The following is a 25,967-nucleotide window of genomic DNA, read 5'->3' as shown; positions in this document are numbered from 1 at the left end:
AAGAATATCATACCAGAAAATCAAGAATTCTTGTTCTTATATTCCACACGTATGGTAATTTTCATTTCTAAATATAAAAAAGCCTGTTTTTAAAACAGACTTTTAAGCGTATTTTGGAGTACTTCCATCTTCAACAATTCTGCCAAACAGCAGAAGAAGTAATTGTTATTAATGTGATATAGCACCAATTAATGGGACATCCAATTAGTATCTACCAAGAAATTATTTTGTCTCGCTTAACCTGCCAAGTTGAATCAGAAAAAATTAGGCAGTTGTGATTCATGCTTGTCGAGCATAATCTGTTCTGGCTTGATACCTTGCTCGCGTAGTACTTCAATGTTTTGCACAAGGAACTCGTCGCTGCCGACAACATAGAAGTCTCCATCCTTATCTGCAGCAAGATTTTTCACTTCTTCATAGAAGTCTTCACGGTTATCGACGAACTGTGACGTGAACTTCTTCTCATGTGCGGTTTTAAAAATGTTAGTGAATAAGAAATCTTTTGATGAATCGATGTTTAGGGAATGAATTTGATTGACGTTGTCGTGACGTTCGAAATAATTAAGTACAAGCGGTCTGAATGTTGCCAATCCGACACCTGATGATAGTAGGTACACATTTTTGTCTTCCCTTTTAAGTGGTATATTCGAATGCGTTTTAAAGACTGCAACTTCATTTCCGACTTCCAGATTTCTTAAAATCGTTTTAAACTCAGAACACTGCTCTTTGATCCGTGTTGTGATTCCGATTAAATTTTCGTGTGGTAAAGTGGAGATTGACATATGGCGAATCAGGCTGCGGTTTGGTTTATCTCCAGCATTAAAACCTTCCAGTGCGAAGTGGATGTGGGCGCCTTCTTCCCATGTATAGTCTTTTGGACAATCGAGTAGGTACGTTTTAACCTCAGGCGCTTCTTCAATAATTTTATTTATTTTAGTCCAGTATATTTGCATTATATATTCCCCTTTATTATACATATTGTTACTATCTAATGTACTTTAATTAATAACAATTATCAATTAAAGGGATCTTTTGTTGCATCCTTTACCCAAGGAAAGCTAGATTTAGCTGACTGCGAGTACTCGTCCCATCGAAAACATTATAATTTACGATAAGAGTCTTATTTTGTAATCTTTTTCATCTCTTCAAGCATTTGGTTAACGTCTTCTTTTAACACTAAAAAGTCTACTACTTCGTCAACAAATACGGTGTAATGTGTCGTATCATAAGGAACAAACGCGACGTCGATCTCTTTTTGTTGATCATCTTTTAAATCAATAACATATGTCAACTCTATTTCTGGATCTTGATAAATGACATCTTCCTCGACTACTTTATCCACTTTCAAACCTGCTACATACTTATATGCATCTCGAAAAATATCTTCTTCTATTATTTGATCTCCTACGCTAAATGCAGAAGAAACTTCCTCTTCACCATCTTCATTTGTAACCGTATCATGTTCCATCCTAATATCAATTGAAAAATCATCGGACTCTATTTTTAGTTGATTCATAACATCAAGCGCAATAATTTTTACATAGCCATCTAGTAGATCAAAAGCTTGGTAGCTATATAAATCTAATAACTGATTATTAATAGTAAAAACAGCTGATTGACCCTCCAACATGGCATAATAATTACCACCGGCTGCTGGATCACCGATTACTATTTTTTCTGTTTTTTCAGCTGATTCTAATGTTATCGTAAAATCTACTTCATCTAATCCATATTCGTTCAAATCAGTTGGATTGGAGGTAACTAGTTCAGTCATTTCGAATTGGTCAATTGCATAAATCATATCTGACATTTTAGAGTAAGCCGCATTATAATAACCACTGTATGGCGCATGTACATACCACCCTGTTAAGTTTGCACGTGATTCCTCTTCAGGATATGGCACATCGTTGGTAAGTTCGATTGTTTCTGCACCATTATTTATCGTCATCTTATTAACTGTTTCAGATGTAATCGTGATAATTTTATTATCTGTGTAACCTTGCTTTTGTAATGGTAACGTTTCAATTAATGTGCTAGCAACAAGATAGATGGTACCTTCATTTTGATTCTCGACATAATACGCGGAACCTGCTGCATTTAAATCACCGATTGTCCATGATTCTTCTGTATCGTTATCTGAATAGCCAATCTTGATCTTAATTTGTGGGAAATCCAAACCAACATCCTTTTTCTTAACAGCCACTTCTTCGCCTTCTAAACTAAACAAAGTTGTTAGCGCTGCTTTGATTTTATCCTGATCTGCAGCTTCTTGACTATCTTTAATCGTCCAGGTTTCTTCTGTATCTTTTTCTAATATAACCGCGTTATCCAATTGAATTGTAACGCGATCTACCTTCTCACTCTCTGTAATTAAAACCTGAGGTGACTGCTTAATTCCATTAGCAACTTCATCCTGATCAGTTAAGAAAAATAGTGATACGGCTAAACCTATTAGCATGATGCTTATTGTTACTAGATGCTTACGTTTCATGATAAAAACCTCACAGACTGTTATTTATTTACTAGTTGATAAATCAATTTTCATTTGTTCAAGTGGTCGTTGAATATTGAACATAATGAAAAAACAGGTGATGCTCATTAAGAATAGAATAAAAATACTTGGCACTGCATAATAAATGATTCCTAATGCAATAATAGTTGTCATATTTAATAAGGTAGTCTTAATAAAACGGAAATTTGCATAAAAAGCGACGATAAACAAATTTTTCATTTTAACTTCGAAACGTGTTATAAGTGGCAGGGCGTAAAGCATGATTGCTACATTTAAAAAGATAAACACTAAAAATATTGGAGATAACAGCGGAAAGTATAAATTCCCATAATGAATATCAACAATCAGAATGGTTATAACGGACCATTGTATCAACCAATACTTCATTGTTACTTTGAAGTTCGAACGATAAAAATGCCAATAATCCTTTGTTGGTTGGATAATCTTATCTTTAACTAACTTATCCATCGTAGCCAATAACGCCGTAACAGAAGGCCCAAACGGAAGAAGTGCGATATAAAACAAAAGAATGTTTTCTATTGTAAACTCGACAAAGTAAAAAGCGAAAACAAATACACTGTTTGCTATAAAAAAGTAAAAATTAGTGATCAGAAATGCATAAACATAATTAATTACATTATATATTGGTCGATCTATAATTGAATTTGCCACATTTATCCCCCACTAGTCTCTATAAAATTGAATGTTCTTTTCTACTTTCCTTCTGATACTCTTTTGGACTCATTCCTACATGTTTCTTGAACTTTTTATAAAAATAATCCATATTACTGTAGCCAACTAAATCGGATACTTTGTATACTTTGTAATCTTGTTTCACTAACAATTGTTTCGCTTTCGCAATCCTAACTTTATCTAAATAGGTATGAAAGTGCTCACCTGTATGGATTTTAAACTTTTTCCCTAAATAGGAACTGTTGTAATTAAATAATTTAGCTAATACTTTTAAATTTAAATCTTGATAATAATATTGTTGTGTATAATGTAAGATCTTTTTCATATTGTCCTCAGCCGTTAAGGAAAAGCCATTGATTTGTTTTGCTAGCAACCAGAGTCTTGATTCGATAACAACAAACAACTCTTGTATGTTTTTTGTTTGATAAACTTGTTTAACAAACGTTTCTTTTTCTCCGATTTGCAAGTCTTGATATGTTTTTGATAATTCCTTACTTATTTCCGATACAAATTCAATCATCTCTGCTTGGATTCGTCCTTTTTCAAATTTGCCCTTTTGATAATAATGAATTAACATTTTTGATTGCTCTTCTAATTTGTTTTTATCCTTAAATTCTAGAGATCGAATAATGATTGATGCGATTTGATTGTGATTGGGTTCTTCCACTTTTTCATTATCTAGTATAGAATAGGTTAAATTTGATTCGCTTCCAAAACAATAGGCGAGTTTATCAAGTTGGTCTATTTGTCGAAGTGCGAAGTCAATTTCAGTAAGTGATTGAAAGGTATCCGCTAAATATCCTTTAATTTGATCATTAACAAACTTCTGTATTTTCTCACTAAAAAGCGTAAGATATGTTATTACTTCCTGCTCCTCACAATTCGTACATAATAAATATATCGAATGATCTTTCCAAATTAATTTTAAGTTTTTAGTTTCATACGGCTTTAAAATTTCTTTGATTTTTTGCTTTTTCATGTCTTCATCAGCGTGTAAAACAGCTAAATGAAAGTGACTTGGATTTGTTTCAATAAGGTTTGCAATCTGTCGATCATCAGCTCTTCCTTCAATGACCGATTTCCATCTTTGTTCTTCTGATAGTTGTTGATACTGTGTTAATTGGGTGTGTATTTTTTTATCATGTGTTAAGGTGGTCTTAATCTCAGCTAAAATCGATATCAACTCATCTTCATCTACCGGTTTTAGAAGATACGATTCAATGCCTAATTTAATTGATTGTTTCGCATAAGAAAAGCTAGAATAGCCTGATAAGACAATGAATTTACATGTATAGCCTTCTTCTTTTGCTTGTTGAATTACTTCTATACCTGACATACCTGGCATTCTAATATCTATTAACACCACTGCTGGCTGGTGGCTTCGAATCTTATTCAGACCATCACGACCATCAGTACCTACGTCACATATTGTAAAACCACACGCTTCCCAATCTATCACTTGGCGTAAACCTTCCCTAATTAAAGGTTCATCATCAATTAACAAAACCTTGAACATGATAAAACAACCCCCTCTATAATTGAATCATCACCATATTATGTTATTCTTTTTAGCTCTTCTCACAAATGCAGTTGCTCTTACTATTCGAACTTAATCGAAAATTAAGACGTACCATACGCTTTGGAAATATACTTCGCTTTCCGTGGGCACGGCTTCAGCTAACTTAGTAAAGCAAAAGCGCTTTACTAAGTGGATCTTCAGCCCGTGCTGTTCCCACAGGACAAGGAATGCTTCAAAGAGTTCACATCGCACGAAGAAAATAGTTTTATATTTTCGAGGAGTCTACGTATATTTCCACTGCTAGTATAGACGTAATCTTTTCGTGAGTTGCAAGTTACATTTATGAAATAATACAAGCTTTCTATCGCTACTTTTTAAACTGTATGTTGTTAACAATAATAACTTGTTTTGAACACAATTATTAGTAGTAAAACCTAGCGGAGGAAGTAAATGGGTGACACTCTAGTGGGAACAGCACAAGCCGAAGATCCACTTGGTAAAGTGATTTTCTTTACCAATGAGAGCTTTAGGCTGTGCCCACAGAAAGGGAGCCCATTTGCTTCCGTAGCGGGTGTGTTATATCGCAATTCATAGAACTTTACTCATTAACAATCTTCTAGAAAACTGCTTTCTTCTTTATCATTGGTAAACGAAAGGTTACTTTTGTTCCTTTGTTTGGTTTGCTTGTCATTTCTATTCCATAGTCCGTACCATAGTACAATTGGATGCGCTGATGAACATTACGCACACCTATTCTTTCTCCATCTGGTTGGTACGTTTCTTCATTTATACGATGATAAACTTGTGAAAGACGTTCACGCGACATGCCTACTCCATTATCCTCTACTGTAACTAGTAAATGCTCCTCTTTTTCTTCCACATAGATTTTCACGCATCCAGGCCCTTCTTTCGGTTCGAGTCCATGAATAATTGCGTTTTCTACGATAGGCTGGATCAGCAATGGGAATAACTGATAGTTTGTCATGTCACATTTCAGCTCAAATTGATAACTGAAATTCTCCCCAAAACGCATTTTTTGAATTTCTAGATAAGTAGTAACCAAGTCTATTTCTTTTTTCAATGGCACAGGTTGATCTGTTCGTTCTAACGCAGATCGCATCATTTTACTTAATTTTTTAATAATCTCGGCAACTTCTTTATCTTTATTTATCAAGGCCTTCATCCGAATCATTTCTAACGTGTTATAAAGAAAATGTGGGTTTATCTGGCTAGATAACATTTTAAAATCTGTTTCTTTTTGCTTTCTACGCCATCTCTCTTCCTTAATCTTATGAACATATACTTCATCAATTAATTGTTGAATACTTTGAGAAGTTTGGTAAAGTTCATCATATACTTCGCCTATCTCATCTTTACCTGGAATTTCTTTTTTTATATTAAACTTCCCTTTGGCTACGCGAAACATCGCATGTTTTAACGTATTTATTCGGACATTGAATTTTTTTATAAAAAGAATAATTGAAAGAATAGATACACTTAAAGCAGCCACTATCACCACAAACCCACGGAAAAAAATGTGATTTGGTGCTTGCATAATTTCTTCAACTGGCACAATACTTGCAACTTGAATTTCGTTACTCAATGCTCTTACTGGTCGAAAAGAGTGGACATTTATTTTTACATCTTTTTCTTCATAGCGTTTATCGATGACATAATTCGATTGCTCTTTTTTTTCTTCTGATTCTAGAAAAGCAGGATAATCACCGATCTTTTTTTGGTCTTGATGATAGACAATGACTTGTTCATCTAACGTAATAAAAACATCTTGCAATTCGCCTATTGATATCTCTTTTAATTTATCTGGCGAAACATAAATACTCAAAACTCCCAAAAGTATATTATCTGTATCATATATTGCCCGTGTTAAGGTTAAAAAGGAATCTCCTGTATATTCTTCCTTTTTAAATACCCAGGAGATTTTGCCTTTGTTTTCAACTGCTTGTTGATACCAATTTTCTTTCATCGTATTTTTATCGGCATGAATAAAATACGAATTCGTAATCATTTGCTTACTCATATGAAATTGGATATTCTCAATCTCATCATAATATTTTAAATACGGATCAAAAATCGGATATGCGTTATATGCATTATAAACTTGTAAATTCGTACGATAATCTTCCTGTAGTAGCTTTTGCAGGTCATCATTTAAATAGATTAAGTCCGAAATACTAGTTACGCGGTTTAAAATTGTATCAAGCCGCATTTCTAACTTATCTACGTTCGATTCAGCCTCGTATACAGCATTACTTAAAACAACATCACGCGTTGCATTATTCATATAAGCACCTACCAACAATATTGGTAGCACTGTTACAAGGAGATAAATACCCAACAGCTTATGGCGAATTTTTAAATCTTGTAAAAGCTTCCGCGCCTTTTCTATTATCTGCGGCATATTTATCCCCCATCACAAGACTATCTTTTTATATTGAAATCGTTTACACTACCTTTTACTATACAGTTCTTTTCCATTTGTTTCAATTACTTTCTTGTACCAATAGTAGCTTTTCTTCGGAATGCGTTTTAACTCTTTTTCACTCTTATCATCACGATCAATATATACAAAACCATATCGTTTTTTATAACCATTCAACCAACTTAATAGATCAGTAAAGGACCATGCACAATAACCTAACAATTCAACCCCATCTGTGATTGCCTTTTGAACCTCAATAAGATGCGTTTGTAAGTATTCAATCCGATAATCATCTTCAATTGTTCCTTCGCTCGTTAATTGATCAATTGCACCTAAACCATTTTCGGTAATCATCATTGGTAGATCATATCGATTTTGAAGTCTTCTTAAGGCAATCCTTATTCCAACCGGGTCAATTTCCCAGCCCCACTTTGTTGTTTCTAAATAGGGATTTGTAACATTTTTAAACATCGTTGTTTCTGGGCTTTGTGCTTGCTCTGTTTTAGGTTGCATTAAATAGGGATCTGTTGCTTGGAATCCTTTTTCTTCTATATCTTTTTCTTCATTTGTTGGTGGGTGCTCTATTTCATTTGCTTTAACTGTTCCACCATGGTAATAATTCACCCCAAGAAAATCTGGTTTCGCAGATTGCAGTAATGCTTCATCACCAGCTTCAAGTGTTGGTGCGATACCTAATCGTGTTAAATGTTTAAAGGTAACTTTCGGATACTTTCCATGAACATAAACATCCATCCACCAATGATTCTGGAACTCTTCTCCATTTAATGCAGCTAATACATTCGATGGATCACAATCAAAACTGTACATCGGACCATATCCAAAGCTTGGGCCGATTAGACCATCTGGTACCAATTCATGAAAACTATTGATTACTTTTGCATTGGTTAAATTTATTATATGGTTAGCTGCAAACATACGCTTGACATCTGTCACTCTTGGCGGATGTGTATCCCAACGATATCCCATTGCAGTAAAGACGTTCTGTTCATTAAAACTTACCCAATACTTAACTTTATCCTTAAATCGTATGAAAAGAGTACGCGCATATTGGTCAAAGTCATCGATTACTTCCCTTGATTCCCATCCATTATATTTATCCTGTAAGGCTTTGGGAATATCCCAATGATATAGCGTTAAGACTGGTTCAATCTCGTATTCACGCAATGCATCGATAAGTTGTTCATAAAAAAGTAATCCTTTTTCATTTACTTCTCCGCTTCCCTCCGGAAAAATTCTGCTCCAAGCAACAGAGAAACGGTAAGATTTCATTCCCATCTCAGCCATTAGCTTGACATCTTCTTGAAAGCGATGGTAATGATCAACTGCCACATCACCATTTGTTCCTTCAAACGTCTTTCCAGGGATTTTAGCAAATTCATCCCAGACAGAAGGTCCTTTCCCGTCTGCATCCCATCCTCCCTCTATTTGATATGCTGCTGAAGCAGCTCCCCATAAGAAATCTTTTGGAAATGGATCTAGTTTTTCATGGTACATATTTATCCGCTCCTTTAATTAGGTATTATTTTAGTTTAATTCTCAACTTTCTCACTTAAAAAATAAGTAATAGTTGGCTGCGTTGCGTTTGGAATATATTTGTTCTATTACGTGACATTCTTTAAAAAGGTCTGCTTTCTAAAAGATTGTTGTCAATGACTGAATTAACATAAACTGCGACGTAACATTCTGGTCTTATTCGCTACGTCAGCAAATGCTTTTCCTTTCCACGGGCACGGCCTCAGCTAACTTAGTAAAGCAAACAACGCTTTACTAAGTGGATCTTCGACTCGCGCTGTTCCCGTAGGAGTGTCAAGCATTTGCTTCCTTCGCTAGTTAGTGGAACTATTTTTAAGCGTAAGACAGAATCAATCGAAACATTTTCAAGAGACTAATGATTACTGTATTTATTTGTAGTTCATAAAATGTTTAAAGACAAAACTAGCGGAGCAATTGAAATAGGTGAGACTCCAGTGGGAACAGCACGGGCTGAAGATCCACTCGGAAAGCGGTCTTTGCTTATCCGAGTTAGCTGAAGCCGTGCCCACGGAAAGCGATCCCATTTCAATTGTGGAGCGGGTAGGGAATCTACGTCGCAGTTTCTATCAAGTTCGAAAGAAGCCTGAAGTCAACTTCTATTTTGGATTATGAGACTTCCTTGTTATTCCAAAACTTAAGTTCCTATTAAGCACTGCGAAAGTTGATTTATTCATTATTTAATTGAAATACAATTTCTGCACGTTCACTAGCATGTAAGTTCAAGCTAATTTGACCTGTCTTCTCTTCAATCTTGCAGCCAGTAAACGCTGTTACTCTAGCATTCGGATAAAGCGGTAGTTTTACTGCCATCTTTTGATCACTTCCACTTGCTAGTAAGTGCACACGTAATTCACCTGTTGCTAGTTCCCACTCCAAATGCGTGACTTCAACTTGATTTGCTAAACGCACACCTCTTATTTTGCCATGGTCAATTTGAGTTGGTAATGCGCCAAGTAAAGATAGTGTTTGATTATGGTAATCAATTAGCATTTCATGAATCACCTGCGGAAAAGCACCATTTCCGTCTACGTTAAAAACTTCTTGGTTATTATAATGACTCATCATCAATGATGGATAAAAACAATTATACTTCGTTAACATCGTGAAAATATCATAGACAAGTTCTGGCATATGAAATTGTGTTGCGCATAAGGCTGCATGCATTCTACCATGCGTAGAAGTTGTATCACCATCATCACTTTTCAACCATGCTTCTAAACGTTTATCAAATGCCACTTTACTTGCTTGCCACAGATCCGGCTCGCTTTCTTCGGTAAACTCTCTACTTTGAAAAACAGGATATAAGTGAGAAAAGTGGCGGTGATTATAATTTTCTTCACTCTCTGCTGTTGACCATTCCTTTAATGCTCCATCAGCATTTATTTGATAGTCTGGTAGATTATCTCGTATTTCTTGCCACTGGTCTATTTTTGGTGAATCAATCTGCAATACATGGTAGCTCTCTATTAAATGCTTTAATACTTCTTTCGCAACTGCGATGTCTTGTGTTGCATTATCCGCGCAACCATTCTCTGCAGAATAAGAGGGCGTAAAGCGATACGTTCCATCTGGATCTTTTATTAAAAAGTCCTCATAAAATAATGCCACTTCTTCTAAATATGGTACTGCTTCTGTTGCTAAAAAGTCCTTATCACCTGTAAATGAATAATACTGATAAAACCAATGCCCAAGCCAACCAGCACCACACGTCCAAAATTGGAGTGGCCATTCCTCATTCCAATGGATATGTTTGCCCGTGTTACTTGAATGAGCAGATGACATAATGCCTCTACAGCCATAGTACTTTTGCGCATTTTCCCGAAACCCTGGAAGTAACTCTTTGAGCAGTCGAAAGTAACCTGATAACCCCTCTGATAAATTACTAGATAGTGCGGCTGCGATTGATAACTGCACATTAGTATCAAAGGTAAAGTCTCCACTCCAAGCCGGATGAAACGTACCGGTCCAAATCCCTTGTAAATTTGGCGTTAGCTCTCCTGCACTCGATATATACATATAACGTCCTGCATCATACATTTTTTCTATTAATGCTAGTGGCAAAACAGATTTTTCCTTTGCTTCTTCTAGTAAGCTTTCAATATTACGTTTACGTTCTGTGTCAGTTGTTAGATTAAGTGCAACCCGATCAAACATTTCTTGATGCAGCAACGTATGGGCTTGAAATAATTCTGGATAGGCTTTATCAAAAACTTTCATGCTCGTTAAACTGTCCGTATTACGATCCTCTTCATTCTTATAAGGAACAATCTTCATAATTAACAAAAGCTTCGTTGTGTTTCGAATATGAACTTTATCTAACTTTCGTTCACATATAGCATCTGGGGCAATCAGTCGTATCGCAACATCATAGCCACCCGTACCATTTACGTATTGATAATGGGATGTGATTCCTTCTTCGCTTACATGTTTCGTACTATTTAAACCTTGATTATCATAATTAGCTAAGCTTAGATTGCAATCAATCGTTCCCTTATTCGCTTCTAATTGATAGACAATAACATCGTCTGTCCGGGATACAAAGGTTTTACTTTGGTAATCTGTTGTTCCTTCTTTAAAATTCACAGCGATCTCACCAGTTTGATAATCCATACTTTTATAATAGCTATGATAATTTGTTAACGGCATATCAATATGCAAATGAAATGCTGGATGATAAGGATCACTCATTGTTAATCCTTCATAGCCAGATTGTACTGCTTTTTCGTAGTAAAACTTTAATGCTTCTGGATAACCTTTTGTTCGAATTAATTCTCTTACCTCAGGTAAATGATTTCCCATTTCTGGTAGCTGTTGGCTATTACCCTGCGGTAAATATAACCGACAATGGTTACCAATAATCGTTTCGTGGATTGGGTCACCATATACCATCACACCTTGTGATCCATTCCCAGCAAGATACGCTTCTTCCCACTTGGTAGCCGGTGTTTTATTCCAAACACCTCTTAATGGAATCGTGTCTTTTATGTTCATGCTCGCTTTTCCCCCTTGATTAGTAGCACAGATAAAAGAGAAACTGGGCCTTTAAAAGCAAGATAGATATCATGTTTTCCTTTATTTGTTTCGACAGTAACCTGTTGATCAAGCCATTGATATGGAAAATCTGTATCAATTACTTTTGTTGCCACAGGAGTGTTATCTAATCGATCTAAATGAAAACTTACTTGACCACTTCCACCATCAGTAGTAACGCGGTACTGTAACTGATTAAACGCTTCAAAGGTTACCTGTTTAAAACAAACCCAACCATCTGATTGATTGGTAATACAGTTTTGTTCGTTTTCTCCTTTATCAATAATCACGCGCTCGTAATCATCATAATTCTCTGCCATTGTTTGCTTTGTTAACGAGCGTTCAGTTAAATAACGGCCGCTTACAGGAATTGGATCTGAAGTTAGATGGATAGCTTCACTTGATGAGCCAACAGAAAAGATGCAGCTTCCCTGTTCTAAACAAAAGGCTCCTTCTGCTACATCATAAACTTGTAATTGATCTGCTGTAACAGAGAAAATAATAGTCTTCGATTCATCCGGTTTTAGTGTGACTTTTTCAAATGCAACTAGTTTTTTCTTCGGTCGTTTCACCTCTGAATCTACTATCGTCGCATAGACTTGAGCAACTTCCTTTATTAGACGCTTACTTTTATTTATTAGCTTGATTTGGAGTTTAATTTTCGTATCTTCTTTGATTTGCAATGCATCAACTACAAGATTTTTATAGGCGATATCACCATAATGAAGTCCATGTCCAAATGGATAAAGAATGTTTTCATCTGCATACATATAGGTGCGTTTTCCTTTAATAATGTCATAGTCAAAGATATCTGGAAGTTTATCGGTATTCGTGTACCAAGTCATGCTCAGTTTGCCAGATGGAGACGTATCTCCAAACAGTACATTACTTATAGCAGTGCCAAGCTCTTGAGAACCATGTGCACTATATAAAATTGCTGGAACGTGCTCTTTTTCCCAATTTAATGCGAATGGATAACTGCCTATCACTACTACAATCGTCTTAGGATTTGCGTGATAAACTGCTTGAATCAACTCTTGTTGGTGTTCCGGTAAAGAAATGCCAGGCCGATCTTCTGTCTCGCGACCATTAACCATTGGATGATTGCCAACACAAACAATTGCAACATCACTCTGTTTTGCTTGTTCAACAGCTTGCTCAATACCAGATTGAATGACAACTTTTTCAAATGTATCAGCTATTATTCCTGGTGTAATCGCCTGATTATCTGATACAGCTAATGGCTCCTCCTGCCAAGAAGTAAGATGGTACGTCGATGCTTTTTCATCACTAGTATAAAAACCGATTTTTTCGCGAACAAACCAGTCAAATACTTCTTCTTTATTCGTTTGCAAAACGTTATCGACTTCCGGCAATGTTAGGTATTTATTTGTTGAAACACTTCTCAGTAGATTTGCATTCCAGCCCCAGTTTTCCTGGATGAATTGCGCATTTTCTGTAATAGATTTACCATCGGAACGGACAATATTATCCTCTGAAATAGCCAAATACCGTTCTTGATCTACTGCTTTTAGCGCAATACGATCATGACCACTAGTGTAGGTAACATGTTGTTTAACACATCTACTCTTTATAGCGTCTAATGTGGAAACGGCATATGGCGGATATCCTGTATACCAATCGCGAAATACTTCTGTTGCTGTTGGTCCGATTACAGCTATTTTTTTAAGTTTTTCTTCATCTAACGGAAGGATGTTAGTATCATTTTTCAATAAAACAAGGGCTTCTTCTGTAACTTGCAACGCTAACTTCGAACGCTCCGGACTACACATTGTTTCCTTCTCTGTTTTCACATATGGGTTCTTGCTGGAATCAGCATCAAAGTGACCGAGACGAAAACGAACTTTCAAAATACGGGATACAGCTTTTCTAATGTCTTTTGCGGCTATCCAATCGTTGGCTAAAGCTTCCTTTGCTGCATCTTCAACGATTTGTTTATCATCAACAAAGCAATCGATCCCTTTTTTCAACGCATCAGCTAATGCTTTCGCTAGACTGTCATAATAACGGTAATCCTCTACGTTTAAACTAAGTGCACCACCATCACTGACAATAAAACCGTCCATTTCCCACTCGTCTCTTACTACCTCTTTAATCTCCTTCAATTGCATGGCGGGAATACCATTCACTCCGTTGTAAGCCGTCATCATCGATGATGCTTTTGCTTCAACAAAGGCTGGTTCAAATGCTTTCAAATAATATTCATAGCGATTTCTAGGATCAATACTATTTGAAATACTTCCTCGTCCATATTCATTATTATTACCATAAAAGTGTTTCGGGGCTGCAGCCATTTTTAAATAAAAAGGATCATCACCTTGCATCCCTTTTATCAATTCTTTGGATAATTGTCCTGTTAAATAGGGATCCTCACCATATGCTTCTTCTGTGCGTCCCCAACGAGGATCACGTTCCATATCAATCGTCGGCGCCCATAATGTTAAACCAGTCTTATGATCTTGTTGGTAGTAAAATATCCGAGCTTCATCCCCAATTGCGGAACCAACTTTATGCAGTAATGCTTTATTCCATGTACTCGATAGTCCGATTGGTTGTGGATAGACGGTTGTTTTACCACCTTCTCGATTTACAATACCGTGCGCCGCTTCTCCACCAATCGCGTATGCTTCCATACCTAAACGCGGAATTGCACTTTGAGAAGTAGATAAAAGTGTAATCATCTCTTCTAAAGTTAACGCTGTCATTAAATCATTTAAACGATCTTCTAACGGAACAGTTGGATTGCTAAATAGATTTCCCAATTAATCCATCCCCTTCTTTTTATGAAATGAGTTACCTATGTATACAAAGAATATGATAAGAACTACTATAATATCTAGTTCTTATCATATCTCTTTGTTCTTTAACGAAATGCCATTAAGTCTTTATTTAATGCTTTCGTTTGCTGGTAAATCGTTTGATATAGTTCAAATAATCTTTGATAGCTCACGACATTTTCTGAAATTGGTTGATAGGTTTCTGCTTCTTCTAAAAAGTGATCTGCACAATCTTTTAGCGAAGCAAACCAGCCTGAGCCATATGCCGCTAACATTGCTGCTCCCATACCTGGACCTTGCTCACTCTTCAATTTAATTATTTTGGCATTAAAGATATCAGCTTGCATCTGTAACCAGACTTTGTTTTTTGCACCGCCACCAATTGCATAAATCGTATCGATCTGTTTACCGTTCTCACGAAATATTTTAATTGACTCGTGTAATGAAAAAGTGATACCTTCTAATACTGCTCGCGTAAAATCCTTTAATTGATGTGAACTATCCATTCCGATAAAACTTGCCCGAATCGTTGCATCTGCATGTGGTGTCCGTTCGCCAACGATATAAGGAGAGAAAAGCAATCCTCTTGAACCAACTGGCACGGTTCCAACATCTTTTAATAGCACATCGAAATCTTCATTCGGTGCAAAAGTGTCCTTGAACCAAGATAGACTATGTCCAGCTGCTAACGTGACGCCCATCGCATAATAGCTATCCTTTTCACCGTGATTGAAATAATGTACTTTTCCTTGATAATCTTTTTCTCCATTTGGTTCGTAAGATAGCACGACACCTGACGTACCAATACTGGCAAATGTTTTACCCTCTGAAAGGATACCAGACCCAATTGCACCACACGCATTATCCGCACCACCTGCAAAAACATCCGTTTCTGGATCAAGCCCTGTTTCTTCGGCAACTTCTTTTAAAACCTTGCCAACGTTTGTTTCTGCATCAACTAATGGTGGACAAAGTGATAATGGAATCGCTAATGTTTCACAGATTTCCTCGCTCCATTTCTTCTGACTAATATCTAGTAAACTTGTTCCTGCCGCATCAGAATAGTCGATTGCAATTTGATCCGTTAAGCGAAAACGCAGATAATCCTTTGGTAATACAAAATGCGCTGCTTTAGCAAAAAGTTCCGGTTCATTTTCTTTTACCCACAAAATCTTTGGTAAAGTGAATCCTTCTAATGCTAGATTTTTTGTAATGGAAATAAACCGATCTTTACCGACCAAGTCATAGATGTCCTGACATTGTTTCGTTGTCCGTGTATCATTCCACAAAATAGCGTTACGCAAGACGTTTTGCTGTTTATCTAAGAGGATTAGTCCATGCATTTGGCCCGAAAAGCTCAAACCTTGGATATCTTTCTTATCCCCAGTGAAATTTGCTGTTAGCTCTTTTATTGCAGCCTTTGTTTGTATCACCCACTGCTCTGGATCTTGTTCGCTATATCCTGCTTTTTCTTGAATTAACGGGTAGGATTTCGATACTTCATCCGTTACGTTTCCATCTTGATCTACTAATAAAACCTTTACGGCACTTGTTCCCAAGTCTACACCGATTACATATTTCATTCGCTCACCTCGTTTATTTCTCTGCAGTCACTTGTAATAAATACTGATTAATTGTTGCTTTAATTAATTCTAAACGACCTGATTTTTGCTTGATTTCACCTAAGTCTAAAGCATGCGCTTCAAGTTTTTTGAAATCAGTATTGCCACTCACGATATCAAGACCAATTCCTTCGTTATATGTGCTATAACGATCTGCTAGAATATCTTCAAACACATTATCTTCAATCATTTTACTAGCAACTTTATAACCTACTGCGAAACTATCCATGCCAGCTACATGCGCATAAAATAAATCTTCTGGCTCAAATGATCCTCTACGCACTTTTGCATCAAAGTTTAATCCACCTTTTCCAAGACCACCATTCTTAATCACTTCATACATTGCTAGTGTTGTAGAATACAAGTCAGTCGGGAATTCATCTGTATCCCAACCAAGTAATGGATCCCCTTGGTTTGCATCAACAGAACCTAAAATACCATTTGTACGTGCATAACGTAATTCATGTTCAAATGTATGTCCAGCCAATGTTGCATGATTTGCTTCGATATTTAGTTTAAAGTGTTTTTCTAAACCATAGTTCAATAAAAATGCATGCGCCGATTGGCTATCATAATCATATTGATGTGTTGTTGGTTCCTTTGGTTTTGGTTCAATTAAAAATTGGCCATCAAAGTCAAGTTCTTTCGCATAATCAACCGCCATATGAAAGAAACGTCCTAAGTTATCTTGTTCTAATTTAAGATCCGTATTTAGCAATGTTTCGTATCCTTCACGACCACCCCAAAAGACGTAGTTCTCAGCACCAAGTTCTTTTGCTACTTCTAATCCCTTTTTCACTTTAGCAGCCGCATATGCATACACATTTGCATCACTTGCTGAAGCAGCACCATGAACAAAACGTGGATGCGTGAAATTATTCGCTGTATTCCAAAGCAACTTCACGCCGCTATCCTTCATATAATCTTTCATCATCGCTACAATCGTATCTACGTTCTTATTCGATTCTCTTAATGTATCACCCTCTGGTGCGATATCAACATCATGAAAGCAGAAATACTTGACACCTAATTTATCAAAAAATTCAAATGAAGCTTCCACACGTGCTTTTGCTTGATCCATTCCAGTAAATTTATCCCATGGACGAATCGCAGTTCCCGCTCCGAATGGATCCGATAAATCTTGTGTAAATGTATGCCAATATGCAACACCAAAACGTAAATATTCCTCCATTGTTTGGCCATTAACTAGCTCGTTTGGATTGTAAAATTTAAATGCCAACGGATTCTTTGATTGAGCACCCTCATATTTAATCTTGTTAACGCTTTCAAACCATGTCATAAAAAAAACCTACCTCTCTTGAAACGTTTTTTTATCTTTCTATGGGCTCAGTATAGCAAGGAAAACTAAGTTTGTCTAGCGAATAAACAAAGTTTCTAGTATTATTTTTAATCTTATGATACATTAGTATTGACATAACTTTCTCATCAAAAAAATACGTACAAATTGTTGGCTGGTTTATAAAAGATTTCGTTTATTACGAAACAGCTATAAATGCAGGTGTAACGGACCCGCTGCTCAAGTGAAATGAGGTCGCTTTCCGAGTGGATCTTCAGCCCGTGCTGTTCCTGCAGGACAAGGAATGCCTCGACAGCGACACATCGCACGAAGAAATTTTTTTTATTTTCGAGGATGTCACCCATTTAACTTGATACGCTAGGTTTTTCTTATAAAAGTCAACTGTGCAAAACAAATTATTTTATTAACAAAACAGGGTTGTCAAAAAATAGCGATAGAGCGCTTGTTTTCTCTCTTGCATGTAATTTTCATGTTACGAAAGAATGTGTATATCTAGTGATGGAAATATACGTAGACTCCTGTGGGAACAGCGCGGGCTGAAGATCCACTTAGTAAAGTGTTTTTTTGCTTTACTAAGTTAGCTGAAGCCGTGCCCACGGAAAACGAAGTATATTTCCAGAGCGGTATGTCGCAATGTTGCTTACGAAATGAGCACGAAGTCAACTTCAACTATAGATTGTGAGATTTCTTAGTTGTAACAGGATTTTTTCAACAATTTCACGCTACTAAAGTTGAATATTATAAATAGAAAGAGGACGTGAATCGTTATGAATCAAACGTGGAACCAGCATGTTGTCAAAAAGGAAAATAAGACCCTTGTGCTTGAAACAATTAAAACAAACACCCCTATTTCACGTGCTCGTGTTGCCCAACTCACTGGATTAAACAAAGGAACAGTCTCCTCTCTTGTAAGTGAATTAATTGATGGAAACATTATTCTGGAATCAGGTCCTGGCGAATCTAGCGGTGGAAGACGACCTGTGATGCTTTTATTTAACCACCTTGCAGGCTATTCAATTGCAATCGACCTAGGCGTGAATTACATATTAGGCTTGTTAACTGATTTGAATGGAAATATAGTGTGTGAACAACGTGTTCATTTTCAAGACACGACATTTGAACATGTGATGCAGAAGCTATTTGAAGTGATTGAAGATCTTCAAAAAGCTGCGCCAGAAAGCCCTTATGGTGTGGTCGGGATTGGCATTGGTGTTCCAGGTGTTGTCAGTAATGATGGTGAATTACTACTAGCACCAAACCTCGGATGGAAAAGAATTCATTTGCTACAGGTGCTAGAGGAACGGTTTCATTTACCAATTGTAATAGAAAATGAAGCAAATGCTGGTGCATATGGCGAAAAAGTGTTTGGAATAGGTAAAGATTTTAATAATATGGTCTATACAAGTATTGGAACTGGTATTGGTGTTGGACTAATTTTAGAAAAGAAACTATTTAAAGGATTTAATGGTTTCTCAGGAGAACTCGGCCACATGACAATAGAAAAAGATGGGATTCCTTGTCGTTGTGGAAACAATGGTTGCTGGGAGCGTTATGCATCTGAAAGCGCCTTGCTTGAAAAGGCACTTAAATTGGGATTAATTGAAAAAGATGATGTCACACCGATCCAAACGATGGTTACACTTGCTGATAATGGTTTAGTTGACGTAATTGATTTATTTAAAGAGATTGGCGAATATATCGGGGTTGGATTAACAAATAGCATTAATATCTTTAATCCTGAAGCAGTGGTTATAGGCAATCAAATGGCAGCAACCGAAAAATGGATTCGACCTGCGTTAGAAAGTTACGTCAAGAAACATGCGATTGGATTTCATCAAGTAGATTTAAAAATTAAATTTTCAAGTCTAACTTCTCATTCCACTGCTTATGGCATGGCAGCATTTACGATTGAGGCATTTTCTATTCGATTAAATAATAGTATTTCAAATTAATATAAGAGTCTCTAGCATTTGCTAGAGGCTTTATTTAATAGTATACTAACTTTAATTTAATAGAAAAGAGGTATCTATATTGATCATTCGTCCCCCTGAAAAGACCCCTTTACTCAAGCAACTAGAAGTACTTCTCCCTCGGATCGATCGTTCCAATCCTAATTTTGAAAAACTTGATAATCTTCTTGGCCGAGAGACAGCTGGCTATTTTGGTGAAACATCCTTACATTATTATTTTAGTTTAACGGATTCAGAAGAGGCTTTACTTTTATACGGATTACGGTTACAAGGAAAAGATAACGCATTCCAGATTGATGCACTACTTTTGACAGGTTCCGTCTGTTTTATAGTTGAGGCGAAGAATCTGAAGGGAACGATTTCCTTTAATCAAAACGACCAGATGATTCGAACCCTTGATCAAATTACAGAGACATTCCCTAACCCAGAAATCCAAGCAGCTGTGCAGAGATGGCAATTAAGCGATTTTTTAGCGAAACACGGATTTCCTGCGATTCCAATTCACCCAGTCGTGACATTTACTCATCCCAGAGTTATTCTCCAATCCGACCAGAAATATGATGATATCCTCACCAACGAACGATTACCTAGTAGAATTAACGCTATTAAAAGCGCACATGCAAAAGTAGTTTATCAAAAACAACAACTCTATAAGCTTGCACATTTCTTAAATGAAAAGCATCAAGCTAATCATTACTTTGTGATCCAAAGATATCAGATAGCCTACCATCATATTCGTAGAGGCGTATGGTGCCCAAGTTGCCAATTCAATGGAAAAAGAATTATAATGCACCGCATAAAACGCTACTGGTACTGTCCAGCTTGCCGCGAGAAAAATAACACAGCGCATATCCAGGCGCTATGCGAATATGCATTACTATTTGGAACTTCCATTACAAATAAACAAGCACGATTATTCTTAGGTATAGAATCCAATTCCACAGCAAAAAGAATATTAATAAATATTGGATTGGAAACTAGTGGAGAAACAAAGGGACGCATTTACTATTTGGACAAACTACTCGAGCAAAATTATAAAAGGAGGAATGATAGATGAAGTTGATTAACTATGACTTTGAGCGTCCGCCGGATTAAGGCTCGTTTCCGCCCAATTATGGCGTCCTTCCGCCTAATTATCGCGTGCTCCGCTTAATTATGGCGCCCACTTCCGTCGGATTATCGCGTACTCCGCTTAATTATGCGCCCTTCCGCCTAATTATCGCGTGCTCCGCTTAATTATGGCGCCCACTTCCGTCGGATTGCCACCAGTTCCTCCATCAAAAAAGCCCCATCAAAATAGGGTTCCGCCTAGGCGGAACCCTTACATATTATTATTAGTTATAGTTAGCTTGTTTCGATTAGACCGTATTTTCCATCTTTACGTCGGTAGACAACGTTTGTGTCTCCAGATTCTGCGTCTGTGAATACGTAGAAAGTATGTCCAAGCATATCCATTTGTAGAATTGCTTCTTCGGAATCCATTGGTTTTAAGTCAAATCGTTTTGTACGAACGACTTCAAATCCATCTTCATCATAATCTTCATCTATTTCTTTTTCCATTTCGGCGAAAACGTGTTTTGCTGCACCTTGTTGGCGTGATTTACGATTAACTTTTGTTTTATATTTTCTTATTTGTCTTTCTAATTTATCTACTACTAAATCAACGGCGGCATACAAATCAGTATGTTGTTCTTCCGCACGTAATAATAGATTAATCATTGGAATGGTGATCTCAATCTTTTGTTCTTCTTTATAGACACTTAGATTCACGTTTACATCTGATGCTGGGGGTGTATCAAAATAGCGTTCTAACTTACTTACCTTTTTTTCAATGTATTCTTTCATTGCCCCTGTTACCTCAACGTTTTCTCCACGAATGTTATATTTCATAATAAGTGTCCTCCTTTATATATCTATACTTCTACACTACCCTGTCTTATTCCTGCATAAACACATAAAAAATTTGTCGAAATTACATAAAGTTTGTTAGAAAAATTTACAATCACCGCTAAACGCTGCTAAATCAACGTTACTGTTAACGTTTACATCTAACTAACTTTAAAGCTATTTGTTAAAAAAATTTACACTACCCACACATTTTTAAAGCGACAAACAAAAAACCGAGCGATTTAAGCTCGGTTTTCAGATTTTTATCCAACAGGTGTATGATCTTCTAACAACTGTTTCATATATTTTTTCACTAAAACGGCAGCTTTTACTTTTATCATTAGATCCTCTGCAATTTCCACATGATAATTGCCAGCCTTAATTGCTGCTTTTAATTCTGTAACATTTAAGCATGCTTGTTCAAACTGATTCGACACAGCGCTATACTGTAGAAATTGATGGGTATCACTGCCTCCGACAACTGGTAAACCAAGATCTTCTGCAAAATCAGTCAATCGCGTCCGATAGGGTTCTATGCCCTGTGCGTATAAATCTTTTCCATTTAAATCTAGTGCATCTAAGCGACGTAATTGTTCCGGTTGTAAATGTGTCAATGGCGTACCCTTACGAAATGGATGAGCACCAATTTTCAAGATATCATAACCCTCCGCCAAATCCATTAACTGATCAAATCCAATAAAATTAGCTGGGTCTGTATAAGGTTCTAACGTAGAACGGATGTCCAAGATATCGTCACGATCCCCTATTAACAAGATGTGCCCAACCTCTTTTACATCAACTTCAACACCAGGAAAAACACGGATATCTCCAACTACATAATAGCCGTTCTCATACACATATTTTCGATCGATATAATCATAAATATCCATAAAGCGTTTCGTATTAAAATGCTCTGTCATCGCAAGTGCGGTTAAGCCACTTTTTGCTGCTTCTTTCATCATCTCCGCAAAATAATCTGGCATAAACATTGATTTTTTTGATATTTTTACATGACTGTGAAAATCAATTTTCATTCTAGTAATCTCCTTTTTATTAAGAAATCGTTCCGATCATAAACACACCAACCATATAAACAATCGATAAAACTAAAAACACGTAATCTCGTCGTCCCATTTTTAAATGTGCCAGTTTAATCTTTTTCACTTTTGGATGGTTGAATCCGTAGAAGCTACCTTTCGTTTCTAGTGCCTCCACCGTTGTTCGTGCTCGTTTTGCCGTGCTTAATAACAACGGATAAAACGATAAGACAGCGATTTTACAAAAATACGTAATTGAGCGCCAATATAAAAAGCCATGTCGCTCCGGTGCCTTCCCTCGTAAACGAAACGATAAGAAAACGTGATGATATTCCTCTAACAAACTCGGAAGCATGCGATATCCGTAAGCAATACTGAACGACACTTGGCCAGGTACACCGATTTTTAATAGTCCATTACTCAATTTCTCGGGATCCATTGAACAAAAGACGATAATACTAGCAAGTGAGATTACCGACAATTTTAACGTCAAGACAAGCAACGGCATAATGACCGATGCGTCACCACCAAAAAAGAGTGATGCAATTAACAGGTAACCACCTTGTCCGAGTAAACCTAAACAAAGAATAAAGACAATTAACGGGCTGACTTTTGCGAAGAATGTTAGCACAACCATTAACGCAAACATCCCTAACAAAACAATTTGATTATGAATAAACCACGGTGCAACACCGAAAAACAGATACCAGGTAAATAGTGTACGCGGATCTAATTTTGCTAAAAAAGTGTCACCATTTCCATAAGCGGTATTTAATAATTCTATTTTCATCTGTTCTACTGATAATTTATCGGAAAACTTACGCGTATATTCCATCAACTTCCTCCTTCTGCTTCCATGCAGCAACAAAGTCAGCTACCGTATAAGCTAAAGGTTCAACCTGGAGTGCTTTACTAAGCTCCAATATTTGCGGTGCTTTCAATCCAGCGCGATCTAGCAATGCCGCATTACCAAACACGGAAGCACGATCACCATCATGGATGATTTTCCCGTTGTTCAAGACAATAATTCGATTCGCCCATTCCGCAACAAGCTGCATATCATGTGTTGCGATTACCACGGCCGCAATTTCTTCTAAATCACCAATCAATCTAGTAATATGTTTCCGTGTTGCAATATCCAAGTTTGCGGTCGGTTCATCTAAGAGAATCACTTCTGGATCCATCGCGACGCCAATCGCAAGTGATGCACGGCGTTGCTGTCCGCCACTCATCAAGCGGCTGTCCCTATCTTGTAAATCCGTTAAGTCAAATTGCGCAAGAATCTTATCAACCTTTTCTTGATAGCCTTCTACTTTCCGAGCTTTTAAGAAAAACTCGACATCTTTACGTACACTATCCTCGATAAACATTTGCTCCGGATTTTGATAGACATAGGTGACGAGATCAGCTAACTTCTCGGGTGAAACATCACGTGTATTCATATCCTTAACCATTACGTTGCCTGCTTCTGGTTTAACTAAGGCTGTGATTAGTCGCATTAACGAAGATTTTCCTGCACCGTTATTGCCAACTAATGCAATATGATCACCATGATGAATGGTTAAATCAATACCATTTAAAACTTGATTTTTCGATCGCGTAATCGTTTTATAAGAAAAACTAACGCCTTCCATTTCAACTATCGCTTCACGCATTGGCATCACTTCGTCGTATTCTTCAATCAAACTTCCTACCCGTTCTTTTTGTTCGAAAAAAGTGCGCGCCTCTGCTAGTGTGATTGGTAATTTCACAGCCTGTGTATTGCCAAGCTGATATGCCGCTTGTGTTACTTGCGGTGGATAGATTTGACTAGCAACCAACGCTTCAACATTTTGCAGGGCTTCATTCGTCTCTTTTTTCCAAACAACTTTTCCTTGATCCATCAAAACAACCTCTTTACAATACGAAGCAATAAATTCTGTATGGTGTTCAATTACGATAATTGTCTTGCCATATTCTTCATTAAGCTTTTGTAAAATCTGATATATTTCTTCCGCGTGTTGGGGATCGAGTTGTGCGACAGGCTCATCGATAATTAAAATATCAGGATCAAGTGATAACGCACCAGCTAGAGCTAATAGATGCTTTTGACCACCACTTAATTGCCAGATGAATTCTTGATCATAGCCAACTAACCCAACCCGATCTAAAGCCTGTTTCCCTCGTTCTTTAAAATCAGCATAACCAAAATTCAGTGGCGCAAAGCTCGCGTCTTCTAACACACGCGGACTTACCAATTGGTTCTCAAAATCTTGATAGACATAGCCAACATCATGCGACAGTTCTGCTACTTTTTGTTCGGTTGTTACAAGGCCATTGACAGTTACTTTCCCACTGAAATCTCCTACATAATAATGCGGAATCAAGCCATTGAGAAGCTTACACAAGGTTGATTTACCACTACCGTTACTACCCATGATGGCGACGAAGGTACCTTTTTCTAAAGATAAGGAAACATTCTCTAAAACGGGCGCATCGCCACCTGGATATTGAAACGTTACCTGATCTATTTCAATGTGTGCTGTCATTTATGAAACCCTTTCTTCTTCTATATTGCTAGCTCTTTTCTTGAGCAGCACAGCAATTGTAATTCCTGCCACGACTGCAGCGACCGCCATACTAATCCAGATAAATCCTTCACCAAACATCCCAACAAAATCTGCTTCCCACTCCCAATTAAAACCAGCTTCTGATAAATATTCAAACAAGAACGCTGCACCAGCTAAGAATATTCCAAGCACAACTAAACGCGGCCCGACAATTTCACCAAGCGAATACCTTGTTTGATTATCACGTGGTTTCATGCCAAGTAAAGGCTCCATCTTCCCGTACAAACGTGGTACCAAATATACCGTTGGAAGTAATGCAAACAGAATACCGGAGAACAGGACATCATTTAAAAACGCGAATCCTTCAATAATAACGACACTCTCTGCTAACCCATTTACTGCTTCTAACTCTTCGACACCGACCCAAACTTTCATAATATCAACCATCGAGCTAATCGCTTGGTGAATAATGACACCCATCATAGCTGCAACCGCAACTTGGCGTTTATTACGCGGATCACGCACGAGTGTACCAGCAATATACATCGCTAACGAGAAAGCAATAAACTTCTCTAATTCACCAAATCCACCGAACTGACCAAGCATAATTTCTCCAAAAATAACTTCCCCTAATGCAGCACCAATTGCGGCATATAACGGATGAAACAACATGCATAACGTAAGCGGGATAAAAGCAAAGTACTCAATCGAAAATTCAATTGGACCGAGATTAACCGATGGCACCAATTCTGTTATCATGTTCGATAAACCGTATAAGGACATAGATAAAATAAATACCATCATTTTCTGTGCTTGTGTTAATGTGTAGCGCTCTTTTTTTAATTGACTCATTTTCTTTTCCCTCCTCTTATTAACTTACTTTCAGTATAAGATAGAGTTATTAATCTACTTTAGGCTTGTCGTAAAGAAGATGTAAATTTATTAACTTTATTTATCATTATGTAAATTTTCTTTCATAAAGCTCTACTTTGGATTGAAATATGCTAGTCTGATAGTATTCTTTACAAGAAGGAGCTC

The 25,967-nt window shown here is 37.0% G+C and carries 18 protein-coding genes; 3 read left to right on the top strand and 15 right to left on the bottom strand.

Going from position 1 to position 25,967, the window contains the following annotated elements:
* Positions 1-254 precede the first annotated feature (254 nt).
* The 4 genes from D2K60_RS04585 to D2K60_RS04570 all read right to left on the bottom strand — a co-directional run bounded on the left by D2K60_RS04585 (position 255) and on the right by D2K60_RS04570 (position 4,721).
* Entirely contained in the window at positions 255-953 is a 699-nt protein-coding gene (locus D2K60_RS04585; protein WP_117168794.1) for a dihydropteridine reductase, read from the bottom strand.
* Positions 954-1,120: 167 nt separating this feature from the next.
* Entirely contained in the window at positions 1,121-2,491 is a 1,371-nt protein-coding gene (locus D2K60_RS04580) for a DUF4340 domain-containing protein (RefSeq protein ID WP_117168793.1), read from the bottom strand.
* Positions 2,492-2,515: 24 nt separating this feature from the next.
* Positions 2,516-3,184: a YesL family protein gene (locus D2K60_RS04575; RefSeq protein ID WP_117168792.1), complete on the bottom strand. Its 669-nt coding sequence runs from the start codon at positions 3,182-3,184 to the stop codon at positions 2,516-2,518.
* A 19-nt stretch (positions 3,185-3,203) separates the two neighbouring features.
* Complete coding sequence (locus D2K60_RS04570) at positions 3,204-4,721, bottom strand: response regulator transcription factor (protein WP_117168791.1); 1,518 nt, start codon at positions 4,719-4,721, stop codon at positions 3,204-3,206.
* A gap of 453 nt (positions 4,722-5,174) precedes the next feature.
* On the opposite strand from D2K60_RS04570, the gene D2K60_RS20560 reads away from it, so the two are divergent.
* The gene (locus D2K60_RS20560; RefSeq protein ID WP_162880695.1) at positions 5,175-5,318 is read left to right on the top strand and encodes a hypothetical protein; all 144 of its coding nucleotides are present in this window, start codon (positions 5,175-5,177) and stop codon (positions 5,316-5,318) included.
* Between the two features lie 22 nt (positions 5,319-5,340).
* On the opposite strand, the gene D2K60_RS04565 is transcribed toward D2K60_RS20560, so the two are convergent.
* The 6 genes from D2K60_RS04565 to xylA form a co-directional block, all read right to left on the bottom strand.
* Positions 5,341-7,143, bottom strand: a complete 1,803-nt coding sequence (locus tag D2K60_RS04565) for a sensor histidine kinase (protein ID WP_117168790.1) — start codon at positions 7,141-7,143, stop codon at positions 5,341-5,343.
* A gap of 48 nt (positions 7,144-7,191) precedes the next feature.
* Positions 7,192-8,679 carry a glycoside hydrolase family 1 protein gene (locus D2K60_RS04560; protein WP_117168789.1) on the bottom strand — a complete coding sequence of 496 codons (1,488 nt, stop codon included), beginning with the start codon at positions 8,677-8,679 and terminating at the stop codon, positions 7,192-7,194.
* A gap of 705 nt (positions 8,680-9,384) precedes the next feature.
* On the bottom strand, positions 9,385-11,709 hold the full coding sequence (locus D2K60_RS04555) for a glycosyl hydrolase family 95 catalytic domain-containing protein (protein ID WP_117168788.1): 2,325 nt from the start codon (positions 11,707-11,709) through the stop codon (positions 9,385-9,387).
* On the bottom strand, positions 11,706-14,531 hold the full coding sequence (locus D2K60_RS04550) for a glycoside hydrolase family 3 protein (protein WP_117168787.1): 2,826 nt from the start codon (positions 14,529-14,531) through the stop codon (positions 11,706-11,708). The genes D2K60_RS04555 and D2K60_RS04550 overlap by 4 nt, the downstream gene beginning before the upstream one ends.
* Before the next feature lie 101 nt (positions 14,532-14,632).
* Positions 14,633-16,129 carry a xylulokinase gene (gene xylB, locus D2K60_RS04545; protein WP_117168786.1) on the bottom strand — a complete coding sequence of 499 codons (1,497 nt, stop codon included), beginning with the start codon at positions 16,127-16,129 and terminating at the stop codon, positions 14,633-14,635.
* Between the two features lie 13 nt (positions 16,130-16,142).
* The gene (gene xylA / locus D2K60_RS04540; RefSeq protein ID WP_117168785.1) at positions 16,143-17,468 is read right to left on the bottom strand and encodes a xylose isomerase; all 1,326 of its coding nucleotides are present in this window, start codon (positions 17,466-17,468) and stop codon (positions 16,143-16,145) included.
* 785 nt (positions 17,469-18,253) lie between these two features.
* Between xylA and D2K60_RS04535 the strand changes: the two genes are divergently transcribed.
* Both D2K60_RS04535 and D2K60_RS04530 read left to right on the top strand, forming a co-directional pair.
* Complete coding sequence (locus tag D2K60_RS04535; RefSeq protein ID WP_117168784.1) at positions 18,254-19,438, top strand: ROK family transcriptional regulator; 1,185 nt, start codon at positions 18,254-18,256, stop codon at positions 19,436-19,438.
* 79 nt (positions 19,439-19,517) lie between these two features.
* Positions 19,518-20,513: a nuclease-related domain-containing protein gene (locus D2K60_RS04530; protein ID WP_162880694.1), complete on the top strand. Its 996-nt coding sequence runs from the start codon at positions 19,518-19,520 to the stop codon at positions 20,511-20,513.
* Between the two features lie 287 nt (positions 20,514-20,800).
* Here D2K60_RS04530 and hpf read toward each other — a convergent pair whose 3' ends face one another.
* The 5 genes from hpf to D2K60_RS04505 all read right to left on the bottom strand — a co-directional run bounded on the left by hpf (position 20,801) and on the right by D2K60_RS04505 (position 25,781).
* Complete coding sequence (gene hpf, locus D2K60_RS04525; protein ID WP_117168782.1) at positions 20,801-21,346, bottom strand: ribosome hibernation-promoting factor, HPF/YfiA family; 546 nt, start codon at positions 21,344-21,346, stop codon at positions 20,801-20,803.
* Positions 21,347-21,606: 260 nt separating this feature from the next.
* A complete protein-coding gene (locus D2K60_RS04520) occupies positions 21,607-22,377 on the bottom strand; it encodes a PHP domain-containing protein (RefSeq protein WP_117168781.1) in 771 nt (256 codons plus the stop codon).
* A 19-nt stretch (positions 22,378-22,396) separates the two neighbouring features.
* On the bottom strand, positions 22,397-23,215 hold the full coding sequence (locus D2K60_RS04515) for an energy-coupling factor transporter transmembrane component T family protein (RefSeq protein ID WP_117168780.1): 819 nt from the start codon (positions 23,213-23,215) through the stop codon (positions 22,397-22,399).
* Positions 23,199-24,908, bottom strand: a complete 1,710-nt coding sequence (locus D2K60_RS04510; protein ID WP_117168779.1) for an ABC transporter ATP-binding protein — start codon at positions 24,906-24,908, stop codon at positions 23,199-23,201. The genes D2K60_RS04515 and D2K60_RS04510 overlap by 17 nt, the downstream gene beginning before the upstream one ends.
* Positions 24,909-25,781, bottom strand: coding sequence for a DUF8171 family membrane protein (locus D2K60_RS04505; RefSeq protein WP_117168778.1), 873 nt, complete (start codon positions 25,779-25,781; stop codon positions 24,909-24,911).
* Positions 25,782-25,967: the final 186 nt, after the last annotated feature.

It is taken from the genome of Paraliobacillus sediminis (assembly GCF_003426055.1).
The sequence above is the reverse complement of the archived record's forward strand: the minus strand, read 5'-3'. Positions and strand labels throughout refer to the sequence as shown.